Source organism: Streptomyces sp. MZ04, assembly GCF_004684775.1.
In the GTDB taxonomy this organism is placed as follows: Bacteria; Actinomycetota; Actinomycetes; order Streptomycetales; family Streptomycetaceae; genus Streptomyces.
In genome coordinates this window covers 24,317-43,571 of sequence record NZ_SRIC01000011.1, presented here as the reverse complement: position 1 = coordinate 43,571, position 19,255 = coordinate 24,317, and the positions used below count along the sequence as shown (strand labels likewise).

Sequence of the window (19,255 nt, the reverse complement as noted above, 5' to 3'; positions counted from 1 at the left end):
CGCCCCTGGGCAGGTGCATGCCGGACCGGGCCGGTCCGGTGACGGCGGACCCCGGAGGGCTCAGTCCAGGTTGCGCCGCAGCAGATAGGTGTCCATGATCCACCCCTTGCGCTCACGCGCCTCGGCCCGGAGGGTCTCGATGCGGGGCGCGGCCTCGTCGAGGGGCCCGGAGACGAGGATCTCGTCGGCGGTCCCGATATAGGCCCCCCAGTAGATGTACATGTCGCCGCCATCAGGCCGCCCGGCGTACTGCCGGAAGGCCTGATGGGCGTCGAGCATCACCACGACGTCGTCGACTCCCTCGGGAAAGCCCCCGTCGGCGAGGCGCCGCCCCGTGGTGATCTGTACCGGCCGCGCGACGCGATTGAGTCCGGTGCGGTGCCGGGCGGCGAGCGAGGAGACGCTGCTGATGCCCGGCACGACGTCGTACGTGAAGGTCACCTCGCCCCGGCCGAGCACCTCCTCCAGGATGCCGAGGGTGCTGTCGTACAGCGCGGGATCGCCCCACACGAGGAAAGCCCCGCTCTCCTCCTCGCCCATCTCATCGGCGATCAGCCGCTCATAAATGTCCGCGCGGCGACTGCGCCAGTCCCCGACGGCGGGGGAGTAGTCGGCGCCGCCCGCCTTCCGGTCCCGCGCCGGGTCCCGCGCCTCGACCACGCGGTACGCGCCGTCGGCACGGTGCTCGTCGAGCAGACCTCGCCGCAACTGCACGAGGTCGTCCTTCTCCCCGCCCTTGTCCAGGATGAAGAACACGTCGCTGCTCTTGAGGGCCTTGACGGCCTGCAGGGTCAACTGGTCCGGGTCGCCCGCGCCGATGCCGATGACATGAATCTTTCGCACGCCGAGAGTCTGCCGCACGGGGGGCGAGAGGCGCCGTGCGGGGTGTGGCGCGGCGGTCTACGCGTCGCCCTCCGCATGCGCGTCCGCAGCACCCCGCAGCCGCGGCGCGCACGAGGCGGCGTCCACCGGGGAGCCGCCCTTCTCCACCCGCTCGGCCAACTCCCGCGCCCAGCCGATCAGTCCGTCCACCGCGATGCCGTACGGCCGCTCCTCGCGCCGCCCCGCGTCCACCGCGGCCGCCCCCCGCAACAGCAGCCGGGCACCGCCCGTGGCGTTGCCGCGCGCCGCGTGAGTGAGACCAACGGCGAGCTGCGCAAGCCCCTTCCACAGGTCACGCTCGTCATCGGGCCCCGACTTCCAGGCGTCCTCGAAGACCTCGTGCGCGTGGAAGGGCCGCCCGGCGTCCAGCAGGGCCTGCGCCTGCGCGATCGTCTCGTCGGGCGTACGCGTGACCCCCTCGGGCTGCCGCTCCACGCCTTCGGCGCCGTACGGCAACGGCCGCCCGAGACCGTCACGCGGCCGCGCGTTGCGGGCCCGCCCTTCCGCGTCACGGTCACGGCCGGGTTCATCGGATCCAGGTGCGGAACTCATCTGCCGATTGTCCCTCCCCGCACCCCAAGAGGAGGGAGCGGACCACCCCCGAACGTGGGGTAAAGTTCTGTCTGCGCGATCACGCAGAACACCGCGGGACACGCGCACCGGGACGTGGCGCAGCTTGGTAGCGCACTTGACTGGGGGTCAAGGGGTCGCAGGTTCAAATCCTGTCGTCCCGACAGTGATGTCGGATATTTCCGCAACTCAGGGCTCATCTTCGGATGGGCCCTGAGGCGTTTTCGGGGGTGAGCGGGGCAACTTGACTGATGGGAGGGTCTGTTGGTGTCCGCAGGGAGCTCTCCAGCTCATCGGCCCTTCTCGGTGACCATGTTGATCAGGTCGTGGGCTGTGTTGTAGGCGGAGTCGAGCCCGGGCATCTCGTCGGTGGCGGCCTCGGCGCTGCGCGGGAACATGGCCTGCTCGTACTCGGTGAGCGCCGTCTCGATGTCGTCGGGGTGCGCGGCGAGGGCTTCACCGAGTTCGGCGCCGTCGAGCATGGCGAGGTTGGCGCCCTCGCCGTTGGGAGCCGAGAGGTGGGCGGCGTCGCCGAGCAGGGTCACTCCCGGCACCCGGTCCCAGCGGTGCTCGGTCGGCAGCGCGTAGAGGGGACGCAGGAGCGGTGCGACGTCGCTGTCGGTGATCAGCGCGGTGAGCTCCGGCGCCCAGCCGTCGAATTCCTGCGCGATCCGCGCGGTGGCCGTGGCGGCATCGGCGAAGTCGATGGCGGCGAACCAGTCCTGCGGCTCGGACAGTCCCACGTAGGCGTGCAGAGTGTCGTCCTTTTCCCGGTGAGCGAAGATCTCCCTGCCCGGCGAAGGAGCGATCAGCATCCCGCCGCCGACCGCTTTCGCGGCGGCCGGGTGCCGTGTGCCGGAGTCGAACAGGTAGGTCTCGACGACCGATTTACCGATGTACTCAGGTGTGGCGGGGGACAAGCAGCGGCCGGACCCGTGACCACGCGCCGTCCGCGCCGACCAGCAGGCCGGTGACGACGGTGCCGCCGTCGACTCACTCCCGGCAGGCACCGTGCGGTGGGGGCACAAGGTCGGCCGCACCCGTGCCCTCGGCGAGGGTCGCCACGAGGAGCGCCCGACAGTGCTCCGACATGGCACCGACACCGCGGATCGGCCGGTGTCACCGCGGTGCCCACGGCCTGGTCTCACCGCTGCCCATGAGGTCAACCGGCCGTCTTCGCCGTATCGTTGACCGGCATGGGGGTTGAACAGGAGTCGACGCCGCCGCCGTGGGCAGTGCGGATCCGGGCGGAGGACAACCGCGTGGCGGGCTCCGGCTTCCTGATCAGTGAGCGGTACGTCCTGACATGTGGCCATGTCCTGAGAGACACACCCGGCGAGCTTCCTCCCGAGGAGGGGGACGAACGGATCGTGGACTTCGTCGGCTTGGTCGGCGAGCGGCAAGCCGTCGCGCGGGTGGTGCAGGTGAAGACCGGTCTCGGCGGGCCCGGCCTGCCCGAGCACGACGTCGCCCTGCTGCGACTGGACCGCTCCCTGCCGTACGCCGAGATCGCCACGTTGTCCGCCGATGCCCCGGTCCCCGCCCTCACGCCGGCCTCGCGGCACCACGGGTTTCCAGGGCTCAGCGGTGCTCCGCTTGTCGACCCCGTCAGCGGTTCGGTCGTCGGCGTCACCGTCGGCTCCGGATTGATCCCGGCGATTGTTCTCCGCTCCTTTGTGAGGGATGCCCTGTCATCTGTCAGGGATGCCCTGTCATCGCCCCTCGACGCGGCGCGGTCCTGGTCCGTTCCCGAGCGGCAGAGGTTCTGCGGGGAGTGCGGCGCGCCGGTCGCCCGTTCCGATCGACTGGAGCAGGGTGCTGTCGCGGGGTACTGCCCGCGGTGCGGCAGCAGATACTCGTTCACTCCGCGGCTCCGCCGGGGTGATGTGGTGGCCGATCGTTACGAGGTCCTCGGGACCGTCGCGCGGGGCGGTACCGGGTGGATCTACCGGGCGCGGGACATCCGTCGTCCGGACCGGGAAGTCGTACTCAAGGGGTCCATCGGTACCCATGGGGCGCGTGCCCGTGAACTCGTCCTCGAGGAGCGGGGCATCCTGACCGGCCCCGACCTGGACCACCCGGGCATCGTGCGCAGCGTCGATGTCATCAGGGACGCGGATGCCGGATCGGGCGAGGCCGAGAGCTACCTGGTGATGGAGTACCTGCAAGGCCCTTCGCTGCACGATGTGATCAAGGGCGCCAAACGGGGGCGTCGGCTGTTGCTCGTCGAGCAGGCCGTCGCGTACTGCATCCAGATCCTTGAAGTACTGGGCCATCTGCACCAACGAGGGCTGCTGTACTGCGATATGAAGCCGGCCAACGTCATTCTGTGCGGTGACCGGATCAAGGTCATCGACTTCGGAGCGGTGCGCCGCATCGATGACCGATCCTCGCCCTCCGTCTACACCCACGGCTATGAGGCTCCGGAGACGCGGGGACGTGAAGGCGGTCCCTCGCCGCAGTCGGACATCTACAGCCTGGGCGCGACACTGAGGGCCCTGCTTGAAGCCGGCGAAGGCAATGTGCCCACTCCCGCCGTGCGGGCGCTGCACCACGTTGTGGACCGCGCCACTGCCGCCGACCCGAGGCTGCGCTTCCCCTCGTGCCCTGACATGGCCGATCAACTCGAGGGTGTCCTGCGTCAATTGCTCACCGAGCGCGACGGGATTCCGCGCCCCAGAGCGTCCCGGTACTTCCGCGCTCCCCGCCCGAGGGAGGGCGCGCCGGCTCACCCCTTGGGTCCGCCCTGTGTGCAGGCCCTGCCCTTGCCGCTGCCGTCCCAGGAGGATCCGGCCGCGAAGCTGCTGGACATGCTCGATGAGACCGACCCCGATGCGATACGGCGGTGGCTTGGCAGGGATGGATCGATGGACAGGCCCAGGACCCCCGAGATCGAATTCGCGCTGTGCCGGGCGGATCTGGCACTCGGTGAAATCGAGTCCGCCGCCGGGCACTTGGGGCGTGCGGAGGCCGCGCTGCCATCCCGTGGACTGGGTGACTGGCGCTCGCGCTGGCATCGCGGGCTGATGTCGCTGGCGTGTGAGGGCATCGAGGACGCATACCGCCACTTCGCAGAGGTGCACGCCTCGTTGCCGGGGGAGGCCGCGCCGCACCTGGTGCTGGCCTGGTGCGCCGAATTCCTCGAAAGGCCGGAGGAGGCCCGCGCGCGCCGCCGGACGGTGCCGCACGCAGCGGCGACATCAGGTGAGTTGCCGTCTCCTGTCGACCAGGGTCAGGCCATGGAGGCAGCACGGCAGGCGCTGGACTCGGGCGACTACCTCCGGGCAACACGAGAGTGGCAGCGCGCGTTGGCGCTCGCGGCCCTGCTGGGTCTGACCGCGCAGCTTCCTGCGGAGGTCGATGTCATCGACAGCGGGGCCGGAGTGGTCCGCGTCCGAACAGCGGATGGCGGAGCCGACGAGCAGGCCCGTCCCGCCACCTCGATCAGCTCGGTCGCATGGGGCACCACAGACAGCTCGGTTGCCCGGACTTTCAGCACCAGGTGGTCTCAGAGCGTGCCGCCCTCCACCACGTCGTACTCGGCCCTGTTCCTGGCGGTCGGCAGCCATGGCCAGTCTCGCCACAGCGCTAAAGCCCTCCGCCGGTACTCGACCCACACGCACGACCCACGGCGCACCTCATCGCACCCGCCTCTCCCCGGAGCTCTCTCGGGCCCCCTCCCCGGACAGGAATGCCCCCGCTGCGCCGTGCACGCACGTGGCCGAGGCCGATTCTGCGAGCGGTGCGGCTTCGACTACCAGCAACCGCTCAGCGAGGCGCGTATCGAGCGCCTTGACGACGACCTGCCGACGGTGGCCCGCCCCAGCAGGGTGAGCTTCGCCCTTGCCGCCGTCACCGGGCCCGAGCGGGCCGAAGTGCCGCTGCTCCCACAGCCGGTGAAGCTGCGCATTCTCCTGGACGCCGGCCGGCTGGACGTCACCCCGATGACGCACCTGGTCGAACTGCGAGCGGACCGCACGACACCGCCCGTCGAATTCACCGTCGTGCCGATCGCGCCCGGCCATCTCTCCCTCTCCTTCCGCGTCTATCGCGAGCGTGACGGCCAATTGCTGCAGGAGATCCAGACCGGTCTCCAGGTGACGGAGTCCGAGCCGGAGTCCTCATCGAGCGCGGCAGTGGACGGGGCGCGATGACCGAGCGGCTCCGGAGCACCGTCGTCTTCGACGACACCAATGGCTTGCAGCGGATCCCGGACCACGACTACAACCGGCGCCGCACCGTGCATCTCTGCTTCACCAGGATGCCCGGCGAGCGGGGCGGGACAGGGTATGACGTCAGAGCGTGGGGGTCGGCTTTCCCGTCGGACGGCGACGGCTGCTTTCGAGGGTGGATCGCGGACGTCGAGGTGCTGACGGAAGGGATCGCCGTGGTGCGCGAGACGTGGCAGCAGCACGTCATCCGCCATGAGCACCGCGGACACGGCCCGGACGCCCCGTCGACCGTCTTCCCGTTCGTCGACGAGCACACGGACTCCCCGATCGACTGCCCCCATCTCGACCGCATCGGGCTGCGGTTGGCGCGTGCGGGCAACCATCTCTTCCAACTGCTGTTCCACAACGGTGACCCGGGGATGAAAGAGATCGGAGAAGCACTGCTCCGGCATATCAGGGACGGGGAGTGCATCATGACGATGGAGTCGGACCACCTGTTCGTCCCGTGGAATCTGCTCTACACCCCGCCCGAAGGGGACGACAACCAGGGGCTGTTGCTCGACGACTCGTGGTCCTTCCCCGGATTCTGGGGCCACCAGCACCTCATTGAGCACACCATCTCCCGGGTCCGGGGCTTTGACAGTCGTATCCCCGTGCACGACGGCCCGGTCGGCATCGGACTGAATGTCGATGAAGGGGTCGACGAGGAGTACCCGCGCACACGGTTCGTCGCCGAACTGCACGACATCTTCGACCGCTGTGCTCGCGAGACGTCGATCGCCGTACGCCGCGACAAGGACGAACTGCGCCATGCCTTCCAGAGCCGGTCCTACGACGACCACATCAGCTGCTTCGGCTGCCACGGCCAGGTGAGCCCCAACGGAGGAACGACGGGCTCCTACTTCAAGCTCGGTGACGGGGAGGAGATCTACGGCAGCGAGATGGCGAGCTGGCTGTCCCGCGAAGAGCCGATGCCGGGCCGGCCGTTGGTCTTTGTCGGAGCCTGCGAGGGCGGACAGCTGTCCTCCGTGTTCTACCCGACCGCGGGACACCATCTGCTGCGCAACGGCGCGCGCTGCCTGCTCGGACCGCAGATCGATCTCCCCCGCGCCTTCGCCCGGGAGTATGCCGCCAGGCTCTTCTCCGCCTTCCTCGACGAGGGGGCGAGACTCGGCGACAGCGTGCGGGAGCTGGCCCGCTATTTCGCCGACGAGGAGGGGAACCCGCTCGGGCTCATCTTCACGCTCCATCGCGGCCTCGACGTCCATCTCTGGCCCCAGGAACCGGTATGACTCCGCACGCAGTTGTCGATCTCACGGCCGAGGGCGAGCTGCTCGATCCCGACACGGGCGGGGCCGTGCCGCCCGTCGCCGTACCCGGGTTCCTGGCTCGCCACCTCCGCGTACCCGAATCCGCCACCGACATCGTCGTCTTCGTACACGGCTGGCGGAACAGCCCCGCGGGCGCGCTCTCCTCGGCACGGCGGCTCTTCACCCTGGTGGAGACGGTCCACGCGGATCGGCCCGGCGCCTATCCGGCCCTCGGCCCGTGGTCGGCGCATTACGTGCTCGTCCGCTGGCCCTCCATGAGCAACCCACTCCCGCACGGATACCGCCGCATCCGGGACCGGGCACACGCCATGACCACGCGAGGCCGAGCCGCCGAGGTCATGGGCCAGCTGCTCGGCTACCTCAACGAGCACCGTCGACTTCCCGGCGCCCCACCCACACTCCGCACGTCGAGCGGCCAGTACCTGCACTCCATCGGCCACTCCTTCGGCGGCCGCTTCCTCGTCGAGGCGGTTCAGGCAGCAGCGGACGCCCGCCCACCGGTCCTCGGCTGGAACCGCAGCAACCCCCGCTACCCGCATACGCTCGACACACTGCTGATCTTTCAGATGGCCGCATCGCCCGGCATCTTCGCCGACCGGTTCCGGCGCATCCTCCACGACGCACCGATCAACGGCCCCGTAGTCCTGACGCATTCACGTGCGGACCGGGCGACGGGCCTGTGGCACCGATTGGCCGAGGGGACACCGGGGATCGGATACGCCGGAGTGGCCGAACCGTCCGAGCGCATCGGATCACTGCCGCTGCGCCGCCTCGAAGTCCCCTACCGTCGGCATGAACTCGATCACCGGCTCGTCAACATCGACGCACACTGGCGCTACCGCCGTGGCCGGTTGTGGAATCCGGCCGGTGCGCACTCCGACTTCTGCCACGCTGAATCCGCCCATTTGCTGCTTTCCCTGGCCTGCCTTGCCCGTTGAGGTGAAGACGCGTATTCCCCTAATTCGCCTCTCTGATACGGAAGTTGTTGGTGGGGTGGTTGAGACGAACGGGCTTGCTGCGCGTACGTGATGGCACACGGACACACCCATCCGGTGGTGGCGTACACCGCCGGGGACAGGAGCCGCACGTGTCGCGCAAGAAGACCCTCAGCCGCAAGAAGAAGGTCGCCCTCATGGTGGGAGCCGCCGCGCTGGTGGCGGGAACCGCGGTGGTGATGACCGGTACGAGCCAGGCCTCGGGAGCGTGTGACGGGCTGGCCACCGCGCTGAGCAACAACGAGGAGTTCATCGCGGGTCAGCGAGCCAACCCCGATGCGCAGTCCGCGGCGCGGATCGCCAATCGGGAAGCGGTGATCGAGGAGATCAGGCGGAAGCAGGCGGCGTCGGGCTGCGACGCGGGTGAGGACGGGGAGGCCGGCGCGGGCGCGGAGGCCGGCGCGGGTGCGGGTGCGGGCGCGGGCGAGGGTGCCGGGGCCGGTGAAGGGGCAGGTGCCGGTGCCGGTGCCGGTGCCGGTGCCGGTGGGGACGCTGCTCAGCCGCCGGCGGAGGAGCCGGGGGGCGATGCGGGCGTGGAGGGCGAGGTCGTCTGCGCCGGTTCCACCGTCACACTGTCCGGCGAGGACGGTGCGCCGGCCGCGTCCAGCAACGAGTTCCCCGTCGGTACGCAGCTGAAGGTGACGAACCTGGACAACTCCAAGTCCACCACGGTGGAGGTCACTTCGGCGTCGGGCAGCTGTGTACTGCTGAACAACGCGGCGTTCGAGGAGGTGCACGAGGCCGGGAAGTTCCTGATCCGCAAGGCGCGGATCGAGCGCGTGGGGTAGGTGGACCGGGGCTTTCGTGGGTCAGTCAGTAGGATCTTCGGCATGGCGAAGCGGCGGGTGCAGCGGCGGGTGCGGAAGATTCTGGGTGAGGAGCCGGTGGCCCTGGTCTGGTGTGAGATCCACAAGCGCATTCCCACCCCACCCAAGGACGTTCATCGCGCAGCTGGTAAGGGACGCCTGAAATCGCGCCACCACTGGTTGGTGTACGTGGGGGCCGTGGTGTTCTGCTTCGTGGTAGTGCCGGTGATCCTGATCGACACACTCGGGCGCATGCTGGACCAGTCGCTGTCGCCGGGGCGGAGCCGTGGCCGTCGGACCGGATCGTCGCGGACCGCGCCCGAAGCACAGGGCTCCGGGCGCGGCCCCTCCCCTGAGAGCACCGGTGTCTTCGACGGTGACTGGAATCTGACCGCGGGCCAGCTGCTGTTGCGCTGGTACGGACACTCGCCGAGCCCCAAGCGTCTCGTCATGCTGGCCCGCGACCGCATTTGCCTGGCCGCGTCCCCTCGCCGACGGCTGTCGCCGACCAAGGCCGACGACTTCCGGATCGTCAAGGAGTTCGCCCTTGACCAGGCCCGTATCGAGGGCGAGGCGGGCCAGCCGCGCGGGTACGCCACCTTCCGGCTCTGCTTCGCCGACGGTTCCTGGCTGGAGGTGGGGCGCCTGGGCGAGCCGGAGGACGCCGATCACTTTCTGCGCACGGTCAGCGGCTGATCGGCGCTCTGGCCGGGGAATCTGCCGGGTACCTCGGCGCTCCTCACCGCCACAGAAGCGGCGCCTCCGGGGACTCCACCAGATCGCGCAGGCAGGTGAGGAACGCGGCCGCCTCTGCGCCGTCGCACACCCGGTGGTCGAAGGCGCAGGTGAGTGTGGCCGTCGGGCGTACGACGAGACGGTCGTCGTCGGTCACGTGCGGGCGGTTCTTGACCGCTCCCACGCCGAGGATCGCCGCCTCCGGGGGGTTGATGACCGGAACACCCTCGTCGACGCCCAAGGCGCCGAAGTTGGAGACTGTGAAGGTTGAGCCGGTCAACTCGCCGGGGGTCAGTGAGCCGGACCTGGCGGTGGTCACGAGGCGGGACAGCTCCGCGGCGAGCTGGGCCGTGGAGAGCCGCTCGGCGTGCCGGATGACCGGGACCATCAGGCCGCGCGGGGTGGCGGTGCCGATGCCGAGATGGATGGCCGGGTGTGTGCGGACCGCCGGAGGCTCCTTGACGAACGTGGAGTTGAGGCGTGGATGCTCCTGAAGGGCAAGCGTCAGGAGTCGCAGCAGCAGCGCGAACGGCGTGGCCTCCTCCGCTCCGGCCGCTGCCCGGACACCCGCTCCGGCATCCGCCCGCAGCCGGTCACGGAGGGCCAGTAGGCGGGAGAAGTCCGCGACGACGGAGCAGTGTGCGTCCGGGATCTCCTGGCGGGAAGTGGCCATCCGCTCTGCCGCCCGTGCCCTTGCGCCGCGCAGCGGAGCGTCCGTCGGGGCCGCGTCGCCGCCCGTGGGAGCAGCGGCGGCCGCCTGCACATCGGCACGGGTGATGACGCCGTCCGGTCCCGAACCCTGGCCGAGCACATCCAGATTCACGCCGAGCCTGCGGGCGAGCTGTCGTACCGGCGGTTTGGCGCGGGGGCGATCATCGGTCTCCGTCGCGGTGGCCGCTCCTGCCCGGCGGGGCGCGGGGCGTCGTGTGACGGTGCGGCGGGTGCTGCCTGTGGAGTCCCGGCCGTCCCGGGTGCCGTAGCCGACCAGTACCGGCGTCGGCGCCGGCGCCGGCTCTTTGGCCCCGGCGCCACTGCCCGCCGGTGCGGTGTCGATGCGGACCAGCAGGGTGCCCACCGCGAGGGTCTCGCCCGGCTCGCCCCGCCGCTCCAGCACCGCTCCCGCGAACGGGGAGGGGATCTCCACCTCGGCCTTGGCCGTCTCCAGTGAGCACAGCGGCTGGTTGACGGTGACGGAGTCGCCGGGCTCCACGAGCCATGCGACGACGGTCGCGTCCGCAAGCCCCTCGCCCAGGTCGGGCACCGGGAAATCCCGCACCGTGTCGTCAGTCATGGGCGTACCCGAAGGAGCGGTCGATGCTGTCAAGGAGTCTGTCCACGTGAGGTAGCCATGCCTTCTCCCATCGCGCGGGCGGGTAGGGGGTGTCGAATCCGGTGACGCGCAGCACCGGAGCTTGCAGGTCCCAGAACAGTTCCTCCTGGACGCGGGCCGCGATCTCCGCGCCGAGGCCCAGCGTGCGCGGACCCTCGTGCAGGACGACGCAGCGGCCGGTCCGGGAGACGGAGGCGGCGATGGTGGGGAAGTCGAGCGGTGCCAGTGACCGCAGGTCCAGCACCTCCAGCTCCCAGTCGTGCTCCCGCTTGGCCACTTCCGCCGCCTCCAGAGCGACGCCGACGGTGCCGCCGTACGACACCACCGTCACGTCCGCGCCCCCGCGGCGGACCACGGCGCGGCCCAGGTCCACAGCGCCTTGCGAGCCGGCCGGATCGCCGGTTTCCCAGTAGCGCCGCTTGGGCTCCAGGAACAGCACCGGGTCGTCGCACTCGATGGCCTGGCGGAGCAGATCGTGCGCGTCGGCGCTCGTGCCGGGGGCCACCACGCGCAGCCCGGGGGTGTGCGCCCAGTACGCCTCGGTGGACTCCGAGTGGTGCTCGGCCGCGCCGATCCCCCCGAAGGACGGGACGCGGATGGTCACCGGCACCTCGAGCGCCCCGCGGGTGCGATTGCGGTACTTGGCCAGATGGCTGACGATCTGGTCGAACGCCGGATAGGTGAAGCCGTCGAACTGGATCTCCGGCACCGGCCGCATCCCGCGCAGCGCCATCCCCAACGCCACGCCCACGATGGCCGATTCGGCCAGCGGTGTGTCGAAGCAGCGCCGCGGGCCGAACCGCTCGGCCAGCCCTTCTGTCACCCGGAAGACGCCGCCCTGGCGCGCGACGTCCTGGCCGAAGACCACCACCCGGTCGTCCTCGGCCATGGCCTCGCGCAGTGCCGTGTTGATCGCTTCCACCATGGTCTCTGCCACGCGGTCACTCCTCCCGGGCCAGCTCGGCGCGCAACTGGGCGGCCTGCTCCCGCAGTTCGGGTGTCTGCTCCTTGAGTACGTGGGCGAACAGCTCCGAAGGGGCCACGTCCGGCGCGTCGAAGACACCATCGCGCAGCTCGGCGCACATCTGCTCGGCCCGCGCCCGCACCCGTTCCTCGGTCTCCGCGCGCCACAGGTCCCGGTGGGTGAGGTAGCGGCGGAAGCGCGGCAGCGGGTCGAGGGCGGCCCAGTGGTCCACCTCCTCCTGGGAGCGGTAACGGGACGGATCGTCCGCCGTGGTGTGCGGCGCCATGCGGTAGGTGACCGCCTCGATGAGCGTGGGGCCGCCGCCCTCCCTGGCCCGGCGGGCTGCCTGCTCGGTCACGGCGTAACAGGCGAGCACGTCGTTGCCGTCCACCCGCACCCCCGGCATGCCGTACCCCACCGCCTTGTGTGCCAGCGAGGGGGCGCGGGTCTGTTCGGACAGCGGCACGGAGATCGCCCACTGGTTGTTCTGTACGTAGAAGAGGCACGGGGCGGAGGTGACGGCAGCGAAGTTCAGCGCTTCGTGCACGTCGCCCTCGCTCGTGGCCCCGTCGCCGATCAGGGCGACGGCCAGGCTGTCCTCACCGCGCAGCGGCGCCGCCATCGCGGCACCCACCGCGTGCAGTGCCTGGGTGCCGATGGGGATGCTCAGCGGGGCGCAGGCGTGTTCGGTGAAGCCCCATCCGCCGCCGTGCCAGGTGCCGCGCCAGACGGCGCCGACCCCGGCGGCGGGTATCCCGCGCCACAGGAACATCCCCAGCTCACGGTATTGCGGGAAGAGCCAGTCGTCGGCGCGGAGTGCGGCGGCGCAGCCGATCTGGGCCGCCTCCTGGCCCCGGCACGACGGGTACAGCGCCAGCTGCCCCTGCCGCTGCAGATGGATGAACTCCTCGTCCAGGGCGCGGGTGAGGAACATCCACTCGTAGAGCCCGGTCAGTTCCTCCGGCGTGAGGGACACGTCGAACGGCGGCTCGGCCACGGGGACGCCCTCGGGAGACATGAGGGCGAGGGGTGCGAGGACGGATTCCAGATCGGGCAGGGCGGTCGTGGCCTTCATGGGCATCCCTCGGTAGTCGGTACCGGCGAGTCCGTGCAGGCGGGGTCACCGGTCCTGGCGGCCGGCCTCCTCGGAGCGAATGGTGTCGCCGTGGTACCAGGGGTTGCCCGCGGCCTCCGATATCAGCTCGCGCGAGGCGGTCTCACGGGCCCGGCCGAGATCCAGCGTCATGTACTGGACGAGCTCCAGCGCGGTGAAGTACTTCCGCATGAAGGTGGGTTCGGTGAGCGCGACCCGGGTGACCTCGATGTTCCGGTTCTCCGGGCGGTCGCTGGTGAGGAGTGCGACGAGGTTGTCCGTCTTGGCCTTGGTGTACGCGTCCTCGTCGTCGTCCTCGAAGATCACCACGCTGTGTTTGCGGACCGGGTCGGAGAGGGTGGCGACCTCGCTGTGGCAGAACTCGTGGAAAAAGTTCCGCGCGGCCGGGACCATCGCGATCTCGTTGAGGTGCATCTTGGCGAGCTTGAGCAGGCTCTCGTGCCACTTGGGGGAGGCCAGCATGATGACGTTGGCGTCCTGGCTGCGCTCGGCCAGGGTGCGGGCCAACTGCCGGTGGGTGTCGGTGAAGTCGGTGTCCAGGTGACCGGGGAGCCGGCTGACCTCCTCGCGGTGGTCCTCGTCGATAAGACCCAGGCCGAGGAACATGTCCAGCAGAATCGCGAAGTACTGCCCGACGTGGAACAGCGGGTACTCCCGGTCCGGCTCGCTCAGCTCCCACCGCGCGATCGACACCCCGGCCTCGCGCCCCAGTTCGCCGAGACGGCCGCCCGAGGTCAGCAGCAGCATCCGGTCGTGGGCGTCGGCGAGGTTGTGGAAGACGTGCACAGGTTCGTTCGAGTGGCCGCTGTAGGAGCTGACGATGATGAGGGTCGCCTCGTCCTCCATGACGGAGCGCGGCATCAGATACCGGTGGTCGTAGTCGTTGAGTACGTGGAACTCCAGTCCGGAGTCCATGGAGTTGAAGAACGCCGCGACCACGTCGGAGACGATCGCGGAGCATCCCATTCCGGTGAAGACGACCCGCTTGAACTTCCCTGACCTCATCTTGAGCCGAAGGTCGTCGGTGACCTCGTCGAGCGAGTATTCCTCGGGCTTGAGGAAGCCCTTCCGGTATTCGTTCACGAGAAAGCTCTGGTAGCGGTCCATACGCGACTGCATGCGGTTCACCTTCCGGTGCGGCGGATAGGAGGGGGGCTTGGCCGTACTGCTCGGAACGGCGGGTTGTGCCGCCGTCACCACATGAATTGCCCGCCGTCTACGATGATCTTCTGCCCGGTGATGTACGAGGCCTTGTCGCTCACCAGGAACTCCAGTGCGTCGGCCATCGATTCCGGACTGCCGATGCGCCCCTGCGGGATCTCGGCGAGGAGCCGGTCGCGGAAGTCCGGTTCATCCGTGCGGAACCGGGTGTTCATCTCTTCGGTGTCGATCATTCCGGGGATGAGCGAGTTCACCCGGATCCTTGGCGCGAGCTCCAGCGCGAGGCACTTGGTGAGGTGCAGCAGGCCGGCCTTGCTCGCGCAGTAGTTGGCGCCGTTCCGGCGCGGCCGGATGCCGGTGGTGGCGGCCACGTTGACCACGCTCCCGCCGTCCCCCTCCATCATGGCCGGGGCCAGCGCCCGTGTGAGGTAGAAGGGTGCGGACAGATTCGCCTCGATGACCTGATCCCAGTCCGAGTCGGACATCTCGAGGAACGGCCGGTCGATATTGCGCCCGGCATTGTTGACGAGTACGTGAGGAGTGCCGTACCGGGACAGCAGAAGGTCGGATATCCGGGCGACTTCGTCCTTGTCCGCAAGGTCCGCCTGCACTGCCGTGAAGCCCTCGCCCAGTTCCTTTGCGGCCCGCTCGGCGGAATCCTGGTCATGGCGGTACGGGGCGACGACCTGGTACCCGATGGCCACCAGCCTGCGGCTGATGCTCAGTCCGATTCCCTTTGTTCCGCCGGTGACTACTGCGAGCCTTTTCCGCATCGGCAACTCCTCATTCGGGCCGGGCGTCGTATTCGGGCCGGGCGTGCCCGACCCACACTTCACCGGTCCGCCTCCGCTATCCAGAACTTCGGGATGGTGGTATCGCGGGTGCCAGGTTCAGCGGTGCCCGTGCAGTCGGCCGGACGGCCGCCGCCGGCCGGGGCGGCCTGACCCCGGGAGGCGGCGGGGAGCCACACGCAGCAGCATTGGCTGAAAGTGATCTCTGTTCAGCGGTGGCCAATGTGGTATTGCAGGCCGCGTTCGCTGCACGGTCAAGTCGCCCTAATGGTCACGGTTTTCCGGTTCAACTTTGCTCTCAGCGAAGAGCCGCGATACCCAACTCGCAGTGCCCCTGCGGTGTGTTAGCGTCGTCAGGTATAGGGAGTGAGATGCATTTATCACTCCCTTAAAGGGGCCGACGTACAGCTATCACTCGCTTAAAGGGGGCGACGTGCATTTATCGCCCACTCGACGGCAAGTCCCTGATATGCGGGGACTCGAATTAGAGCAGGGGAATACATGAGTCACGCAGAGTTCACCCACCCGGTGCTCCGGACTGCGCCGCAGGCCTACAGCCCAAAGGGTGGAAACGTTCCGTTCGGGGACCAGGTCTACAGCCGTCTGCTCAGTGACCGAATCATCGTTCTCGGCAAGGAGGTCGATGATGAAATCGCGAATTACATCACGGCCCAGATGCTGACCCTCGCCACCGACTCGGACGAGGACATCTACCTGTACATCAACTCGCCCGGCGGCTCGGTCATGGCCGGCATGGCGGTGTACGACACGATGCAGTACATCAAGAACGACGTCGTCACCATCGCCATGGGATTCTGCGCCTCCATGGGTCAGTTCCTGCTGACCGCGGGAACACCCGGCAAGCGTTTCTCGCTGCCGCACACCAGGATCCTCATGCACCAGCCGTCGGCCGGTCTTGCCGGTTCCGCCTCGGACGTGAAGATCTACGCGGAGCAACTGCGGCAGACCAAGCGGGAGATGGCGGAACTCATCGCGCATCACTCGGGTCAGACGCCCGAGAAGATCACCGTGGACTCGGACCGGGACCGTTGGTTCACTCCGGCGGAAGCCAAGGAATACGGGCTCATCGACGACATCATGCCGCAGGCCAATGCGACGTTGCGGCCCGGTGGCCCGCGCACGGAACAGTCGTAGCGCGAGCGCAGTGGACCTGAACACTTCCCGTGCATGGAGGCCGGACCTAATGAAATCAGCTGGTGACGTCCGCGGTGGCCGGGGGCTCCCCATAGAGAGCCGCTATGTCGTCCCGCACTTTGTCGAGCGCACTTCGTCGGGCACGAGAGAATTCGACCCGTACGGAAAGCTCTTCGAGGAGCGGGTCATCTTCCTCGGCAGCCAGGTGGACGACACCTCGGCCAACGACATCATGGCGCAGATGCTCTGCCTGGAGTCCATGGACCCGGACCGGGACATCTCCCTCTACATCAATTCGCCGGGCGGCTCGTTCACGGCACTCACCGCGATCTACGACACGATGATGTTCGTGAAGCCCGACGTCCAGACCGTCTGTCTGGGGCAGGCCAACTCCGCGGCCGCGGTCATTCTCGCGGCGGGGGCGCCGGGTAAGCGCCTTGCACTGCCCAGCGCCCGGGTGCTCATCCACCAGCCGTCAAGCCAGGGTTCTCAGGGGCAGGTGTCCGACCTGGAGATCCAGGCCGCCGAGATCGAGCGGCTGAGCCGGCTGATGGAGAGGATGCTGGCCGAGCACTGCGGCCAGGACGTGGAGAAGGTCGCCGCGGATGTCGAGCGCGACAAGATCTTCACTGCCGAGGAGGCGAAGGCGTACGGCCTCGTCGACCAGGTGATCTCGCCTCGGACCATCGCCGGGGCCGGGGTCGTCTGAGACTCCACCTGACAGGGGCCGGAACAGACGTTCCGGCCCCTGTCCGTGTGCTCGCCGCGCTACCCGTGGGTCAGCGTGCTTCGGCCATGAGCTCCCCGGTCTTGGGCGCAACCGCCTCGAAGACGCGGGTGTGGTGGACGACTTGCAGCGACGGGTGGGACGCGTCGCAGAGTGTGATCACCTGCATGGGAACGATCCCTTGCCGGTCGTGACGGAGTAGCCGGATGTTTGTCTTTGGTTTCTCCACATGATGCTCCTCCCATATTCGCCGGAAATCCCTGCTGAGTTTCTCGAGCCGGTCCACGAGACTGGATACGCAACTCGTCCTGGGGTAACTCGCCGTCACCCAGCGCAGATGCGCGACCTGGACACGGGCTTCGTTCTCCCATTCGGGAAGGCGTTTCCTGGCTTCCGGTGAGGTGAATAACCAGAGCAGTAGGTTGCGGTCCGGTTCGGGTATCTGGCCGAAATCGGTGAGCCATTCGATCGTCGCCCGGTTCCAACCGAGGATGTCGCCGATGGAGTTGGTGACGTAGGCGGGGTTCGGTTCCAGCGTCTCGCAGACCTTCTGCAGACTGGCCTCGCTGCCGGCGTGCCGTTTCTCGATGGGCTGGGGGAAAGTGCGGCTCTGCACCAGCTTATGGCTGTATCGGCGCTCGGTCTCTGTCATGGCCAACGCCTGTGCCAGCCGGTCGAGTACCTGCGGTGAGGGTGAGACATTCCTTGCCTGCTCGAGCAGTGCGTACCAGGTGGGGCTCACTCCGGCCAGCACGGCCACTTCCTCGCGCCGCAGGCCCGGGGTGCGGCGACGACTGCCCCGGGGCAGTCCGATGTCCTCGGGCTTGAGCCCCTCGCGGCGGCTTCTCAGAAAGTGAGCCAGAGCCTTCCTGCTGAGGTAGTTGTCGGACACTTTTCCCCCTGAAAGGTCGTATTGAGCAGTCTGGCTTTCGGCGTAACTGCCCGCATGACTACAGAAATGGGCTCGTGAACGACGGGGCAGAGGCAACGGGCTTGGTCGCTCGTCGGCATTCCCCCGCTTCAATGTCGGCATTTCCTCGAACACTCATGAGCCTCCGGATGTTCCGGTGGGAGGTGAGCTGCTCGTGGCTCCTGCAACGCACACTCAGGACGGAGCCGGAAAAGTGAACTCACCGCGGACACATGCTGCTTGCAGACCCGACTCTACGAAGCAGTTGGAGTACCGCGGTATGAGTAACTCCATGTTTGACGGGTGTGCGGTCAGGTCATGCCTGTCGCCCCACGAGTTCTTCACGGCAAAGTCCGTGTTCCTTCGGGCCCCGGCCTCCCTCCGCCCGTGCCGTCCCAGCCAGGCACCGCGAGTGTTCCGATAACGGCATCCTGGATCAGCCGTCGACTCCGTGCCCAAGATGGGGCAGTGGGAGGGCCGGCCTCGCATGGCCCCCCTGAGGCTCGCGATACTGGGAAGGGATCACCATGACCGAACCGTCTGCGACCGCCCTGGACGACCTGTGGAAGCTGGTGTACACCAGCTTCCGATTCCCGTTTCTGCACGCCGCGCTGCGCCTGAAGTTGTTCGCCCTGCTCAACGAGCGGCCGGGCAGCACCCTCGAAGAGATCACCGACGAGTTGGGTCTTGAAGCGCGCGCGGGACACGTGCTGATGCTGGGGTGTTGCTCGTTCGAGCTCGTGCGCAAGGAAGGCGACGGGTATCACAACACCGCCGCGACCGATCTCCTGTCGGGCGATCCGGACGGATTCATGCCCGTCATCATCCGCTACACCCACGAGATGTTGTACCGGCCGATGGGCTGGCTCTACGAATCGCTGGTGGACAACGAAAACCTGGGCCTGCATCGCGAGTTGCTCGCCGGAAAGTCGGCGACCACGCTCTACGAGCTTCTCGGCGAGGACGAGAACCTCGAGAAGGTGTGGACCGCCATGATGGAGCACCAAAGCCGCTCGGTGGTCGAGGACTTCGTCGACGCCGTGGACTTCTCGTCGTATCGCCGTGTACTGGATGTCGGCGGGGGAACCGGGACGAACGCCATCGCCTTCGCCCAGCGCTGGCCGGAGCTTCAGGCGACCATTCTCGAACTGCCGAACGTGGCGAAGATGGCGAACGACCGGATCGCCGAGGCCGGCCTGACCGATCGGGTCCGCGCGGTCGGAACCGACATCATGCAGGACGAGTTCCCCACGTCGTCCCACGACTGCGTCGTCTTCTCCCGCTTCCTCGAAATCTGGTCCCCGGAGCAGGTCCGCAACCTTTTCGCGAAGACCTACCGGGCATTGGAGCCCGGCGGCCACATGGTGATCGTCGCCTGCGCCGAGGACGACGAAGAGACCGGCCCCGCCCACGCCGCTTTCATGTCGGCGTACGTCCACACCATCGCGTCGCCCGAGGGCCGCATCTACACGCCGCGGGAATTCGAGCAGTGGTACACGGAAGCGGGTTTCGAGCCGATGGACCGCCAATATCCCGGACGGTTCGACGTCATCCTCCGCGCACGGAAGCCCGAGGCCGGCTGAGTCCTCTGATCCGCGGAGAAATGCTCGCC

Annotated in this window: 16 protein-coding genes, 1 tRNA gene and 1 pseudogene; 9 read left to right on the top strand and 9 right to left on the bottom strand. The window is 68.3% G+C overall.

Annotated elements, in window-relative coordinates:
- Positions 1-60 precede the first annotated feature (60 nt).
- Both cobF and E2651_RS04665 read right to left on the bottom strand, forming a co-directional pair.
- Entirely contained in the window at positions 61-843 is a 783-nt protein-coding gene (cobF, locus tag E2651_RS04670; RefSeq protein WP_135329690.1) for a precorrin-6A synthase (deacetylating), read from the bottom strand.
- 57 nt (positions 844-900) lie between these two features.
- Positions 901-1,434 carry a DUF309 domain-containing protein gene (locus E2651_RS04665; RefSeq protein ID WP_135329689.1) on the bottom strand — a complete coding sequence of 178 codons (534 nt, stop codon included), beginning with the start codon at positions 1,432-1,434 and terminating at the stop codon, positions 901-903.
- A gap of 108 nt (positions 1,435-1,542) precedes the next feature.
- Between E2651_RS04665 and E2651_RS04660 the strand changes: the two genes are divergently transcribed.
- A tRNA-Pro gene (locus tag E2651_RS04660) sits at positions 1,543-1,616 on the top strand.
- A 126-nt stretch (positions 1,617-1,742) separates the two neighbouring features.
- Here the strand turns inward: E2651_RS04660 and E2651_RS04655 are convergent.
- Positions 1,743-2,442 (bottom strand): annotated as a pseudogene (locus E2651_RS04655) (FAD-dependent monooxygenase); the annotation flags it as partial.
- 206 nt (positions 2,443-2,648) lie between these two features.
- Here E2651_RS04655 and E2651_RS04650 point away from each other — a divergent pair.
- From E2651_RS04650 to E2651_RS04630, 5 genes are all read left to right on the top strand, one after another.
- The gene (locus E2651_RS04650) at positions 2,649-5,606 is read left to right on the top strand and encodes a tetratricopeptide repeat protein (protein WP_135329688.1); all 2,958 of its coding nucleotides are present in this window, start codon (positions 2,649-2,651) and stop codon (positions 5,604-5,606) included.
- The gene (locus tag E2651_RS04645) at positions 5,603-6,916 is read left to right on the top strand and encodes a hypothetical protein (RefSeq protein WP_135329687.1); all 1,314 of its coding nucleotides are present in this window, start codon (positions 5,603-5,605) and stop codon (positions 6,914-6,916) included. Before E2651_RS04650 ends, E2651_RS04645 begins: the two co-directional genes overlap by 4 nt.
- Positions 6,913-7,893 carry an alpha/beta hydrolase gene (locus E2651_RS04640; RefSeq protein ID WP_135329686.1) on the top strand — a complete coding sequence of 327 codons (981 nt, stop codon included), beginning with the start codon at positions 6,913-6,915 and terminating at the stop codon, positions 7,891-7,893. Before E2651_RS04645 ends, E2651_RS04640 begins: the two co-directional genes overlap by 4 nt.
- A 149-nt stretch (positions 7,894-8,042) precedes the next feature.
- Positions 8,043-8,738, top strand: a complete 696-nt coding sequence (locus E2651_RS04635; RefSeq protein ID WP_135329685.1) for a hypothetical protein — start codon at positions 8,043-8,045, stop codon at positions 8,736-8,738.
- Positions 8,739-8,780: 42 nt separating this feature from the next.
- Positions 8,781-9,452 carry a hypothetical protein gene (locus tag E2651_RS04630; protein ID WP_135329684.1) on the top strand — a complete coding sequence of 224 codons (672 nt, stop codon included), beginning with the start codon at positions 8,781-8,783 and terminating at the stop codon, positions 9,450-9,452.
- A 43-nt stretch (positions 9,453-9,495) separates the two neighbouring features.
- Here E2651_RS04630 and E2651_RS04625 read toward each other — a convergent pair whose 3' ends face one another.
- The 5 genes from E2651_RS04625 to E2651_RS04605 form a co-directional block, all read right to left on the bottom strand.
- Positions 9,496-10,782, bottom strand: coding sequence for a dihydrolipoamide acetyltransferase family protein (locus tag E2651_RS04625; RefSeq protein WP_135329683.1), 1,287 nt, complete (start codon positions 10,780-10,782; stop codon positions 9,496-9,498).
- A complete protein-coding gene (locus tag E2651_RS04620; RefSeq protein WP_348541604.1) occupies positions 10,775-11,758 on the bottom strand; it encodes an alpha-ketoacid dehydrogenase subunit beta in 984 nt (327 codons plus the stop codon). The genes E2651_RS04625 and E2651_RS04620 overlap by 8 nt, the downstream gene beginning before the upstream one ends.
- Positions 11,759-11,762: 4 nt before the next feature.
- Complete coding sequence (pdhA, locus tag E2651_RS04615) at positions 11,763-12,860, bottom strand: pyruvate dehydrogenase (acetyl-transferring) E1 component subunit alpha (RefSeq protein WP_135329682.1); 1,098 nt, start codon at positions 12,858-12,860, stop codon at positions 11,763-11,765.
- A gap of 45 nt (positions 12,861-12,905) precedes the next feature.
- Positions 12,906-14,018 (bottom strand): SIS domain-containing protein, encoded by a 1,113-nt coding sequence (locus E2651_RS04610; protein WP_135329681.1) that lies wholly within the window; start codon positions 14,016-14,018, stop codon positions 12,906-12,908.
- Positions 14,019-14,092: 74 nt separating this feature from the next.
- On the bottom strand, positions 14,093-14,833 hold the full coding sequence (locus tag E2651_RS04605; protein ID WP_135329680.1) for an SDR family NAD(P)-dependent oxidoreductase: 741 nt from the start codon (positions 14,831-14,833) through the stop codon (positions 14,093-14,095).
- A gap of 519 nt (positions 14,834-15,352) precedes the next feature.
- Here E2651_RS04605 and E2651_RS04600 point away from each other — a divergent pair.
- On the top strand, positions 15,353-16,006 hold the full coding sequence (locus tag E2651_RS04600; RefSeq protein WP_135329679.1) for an ATP-dependent Clp protease proteolytic subunit: 654 nt from the start codon (positions 15,353-15,355) through the stop codon (positions 16,004-16,006).
- A gap of 49 nt (positions 16,007-16,055) precedes the next feature.
- Positions 16,056-16,715 carry an ATP-dependent Clp protease proteolytic subunit gene (locus E2651_RS04595; protein ID WP_135329678.1) on the top strand — a complete coding sequence of 220 codons (660 nt, stop codon included), beginning with the start codon at positions 16,056-16,058 and terminating at the stop codon, positions 16,713-16,715.
- Positions 16,716-16,785: 70 nt separating this feature from the next.
- On the opposite strand, the gene E2651_RS04590 is transcribed toward E2651_RS04595, so the two are convergent.
- Positions 16,786-17,625 carry a helix-turn-helix transcriptional regulator gene (locus tag E2651_RS04590; RefSeq protein WP_167828692.1) on the bottom strand — a complete coding sequence of 280 codons (840 nt, stop codon included), beginning with the start codon at positions 17,623-17,625 and terminating at the stop codon, positions 16,786-16,788.
- Between the two features lie 545 nt (positions 17,626-18,170).
- Here E2651_RS04590 and E2651_RS04585 point away from each other — a divergent pair.
- Positions 18,171-19,226, top strand: a complete 1,056-nt coding sequence (locus tag E2651_RS04585) for a methyltransferase (RefSeq protein WP_135329676.1) — start codon at positions 18,171-18,173, stop codon at positions 19,224-19,226.
- Positions 19,227-19,255: the final 29 nt, after the last annotated feature.

Bases quoted from the DNA above. Each gene is read 5' to 3' on its own strand.
- E2651_RS04650 (WP_135329688.1), top strand. From the start codon at position 2,649: ATGGGGGTTGAACAGGAGTCGACGCCGCCGCCGTGGGCAGTGCGGATC.
- E2651_RS04625 (WP_135329683.1), bottom strand. From the start codon at position 10,782: ATGACTGACGACACGGTGCGGGATTTCCCGGTGCCCGACCTGGGCGAG.
- E2651_RS04645 (WP_135329687.1), top strand. From the start codon at position 5,603: ATGACCGAGCGGCTCCGGAGCACCGTCGTCTTCGACGACACCAATGGC.
- E2651_RS04585 (WP_135329676.1), top strand. From the start codon at position 18,171: ATGACCGAACCGTCTGCGACCGCCCTGGACGACCTGTGGAAGCTGGTG.
- E2651_RS04605 (WP_135329680.1), bottom strand. From the start codon at position 14,833: ATGCGGAAAAGGCTCGCAGTAGTCACCGGCGGAACAAAGGGAATCGGA.
- pdhA (WP_135329682.1), bottom strand. From the start codon at position 12,860: ATGAAGGCCACGACCGCCCTGCCCGATCTGGAATCCGTCCTCGCACCC.
- E2651_RS04640 (WP_135329686.1), top strand. From the start codon at position 6,913: ATGACTCCGCACGCAGTTGTCGATCTCACGGCCGAGGGCGAGCTGCTC.
- E2651_RS04630 (WP_135329684.1), top strand. From the start codon at position 8,781: ATGGCGAAGCGGCGGGTGCAGCGGCGGGTGCGGAAGATTCTGGGTGAG.
- E2651_RS04610 (WP_135329681.1), bottom strand. From the start codon at position 14,018: ATGCAGTCGCGTATGGACCGCTACCAGAGCTTTCTCGTGAACGAATAC.
- E2651_RS04595 (WP_135329678.1), top strand. From the start codon at position 16,056: ATGAAATCAGCTGGTGACGTCCGCGGTGGCCGGGGGCTCCCCATAGAG.
- E2651_RS04665 (WP_135329689.1), bottom strand. From the start codon at position 1,434: ATGAGTTCCGCACCTGGATCCGATGAACCCGGCCGTGACCGTGACGCG.
- E2651_RS04600 (WP_135329679.1), top strand. From the start codon at position 15,353: ATGAGTCACGCAGAGTTCACCCACCCGGTGCTCCGGACTGCGCCGCAG.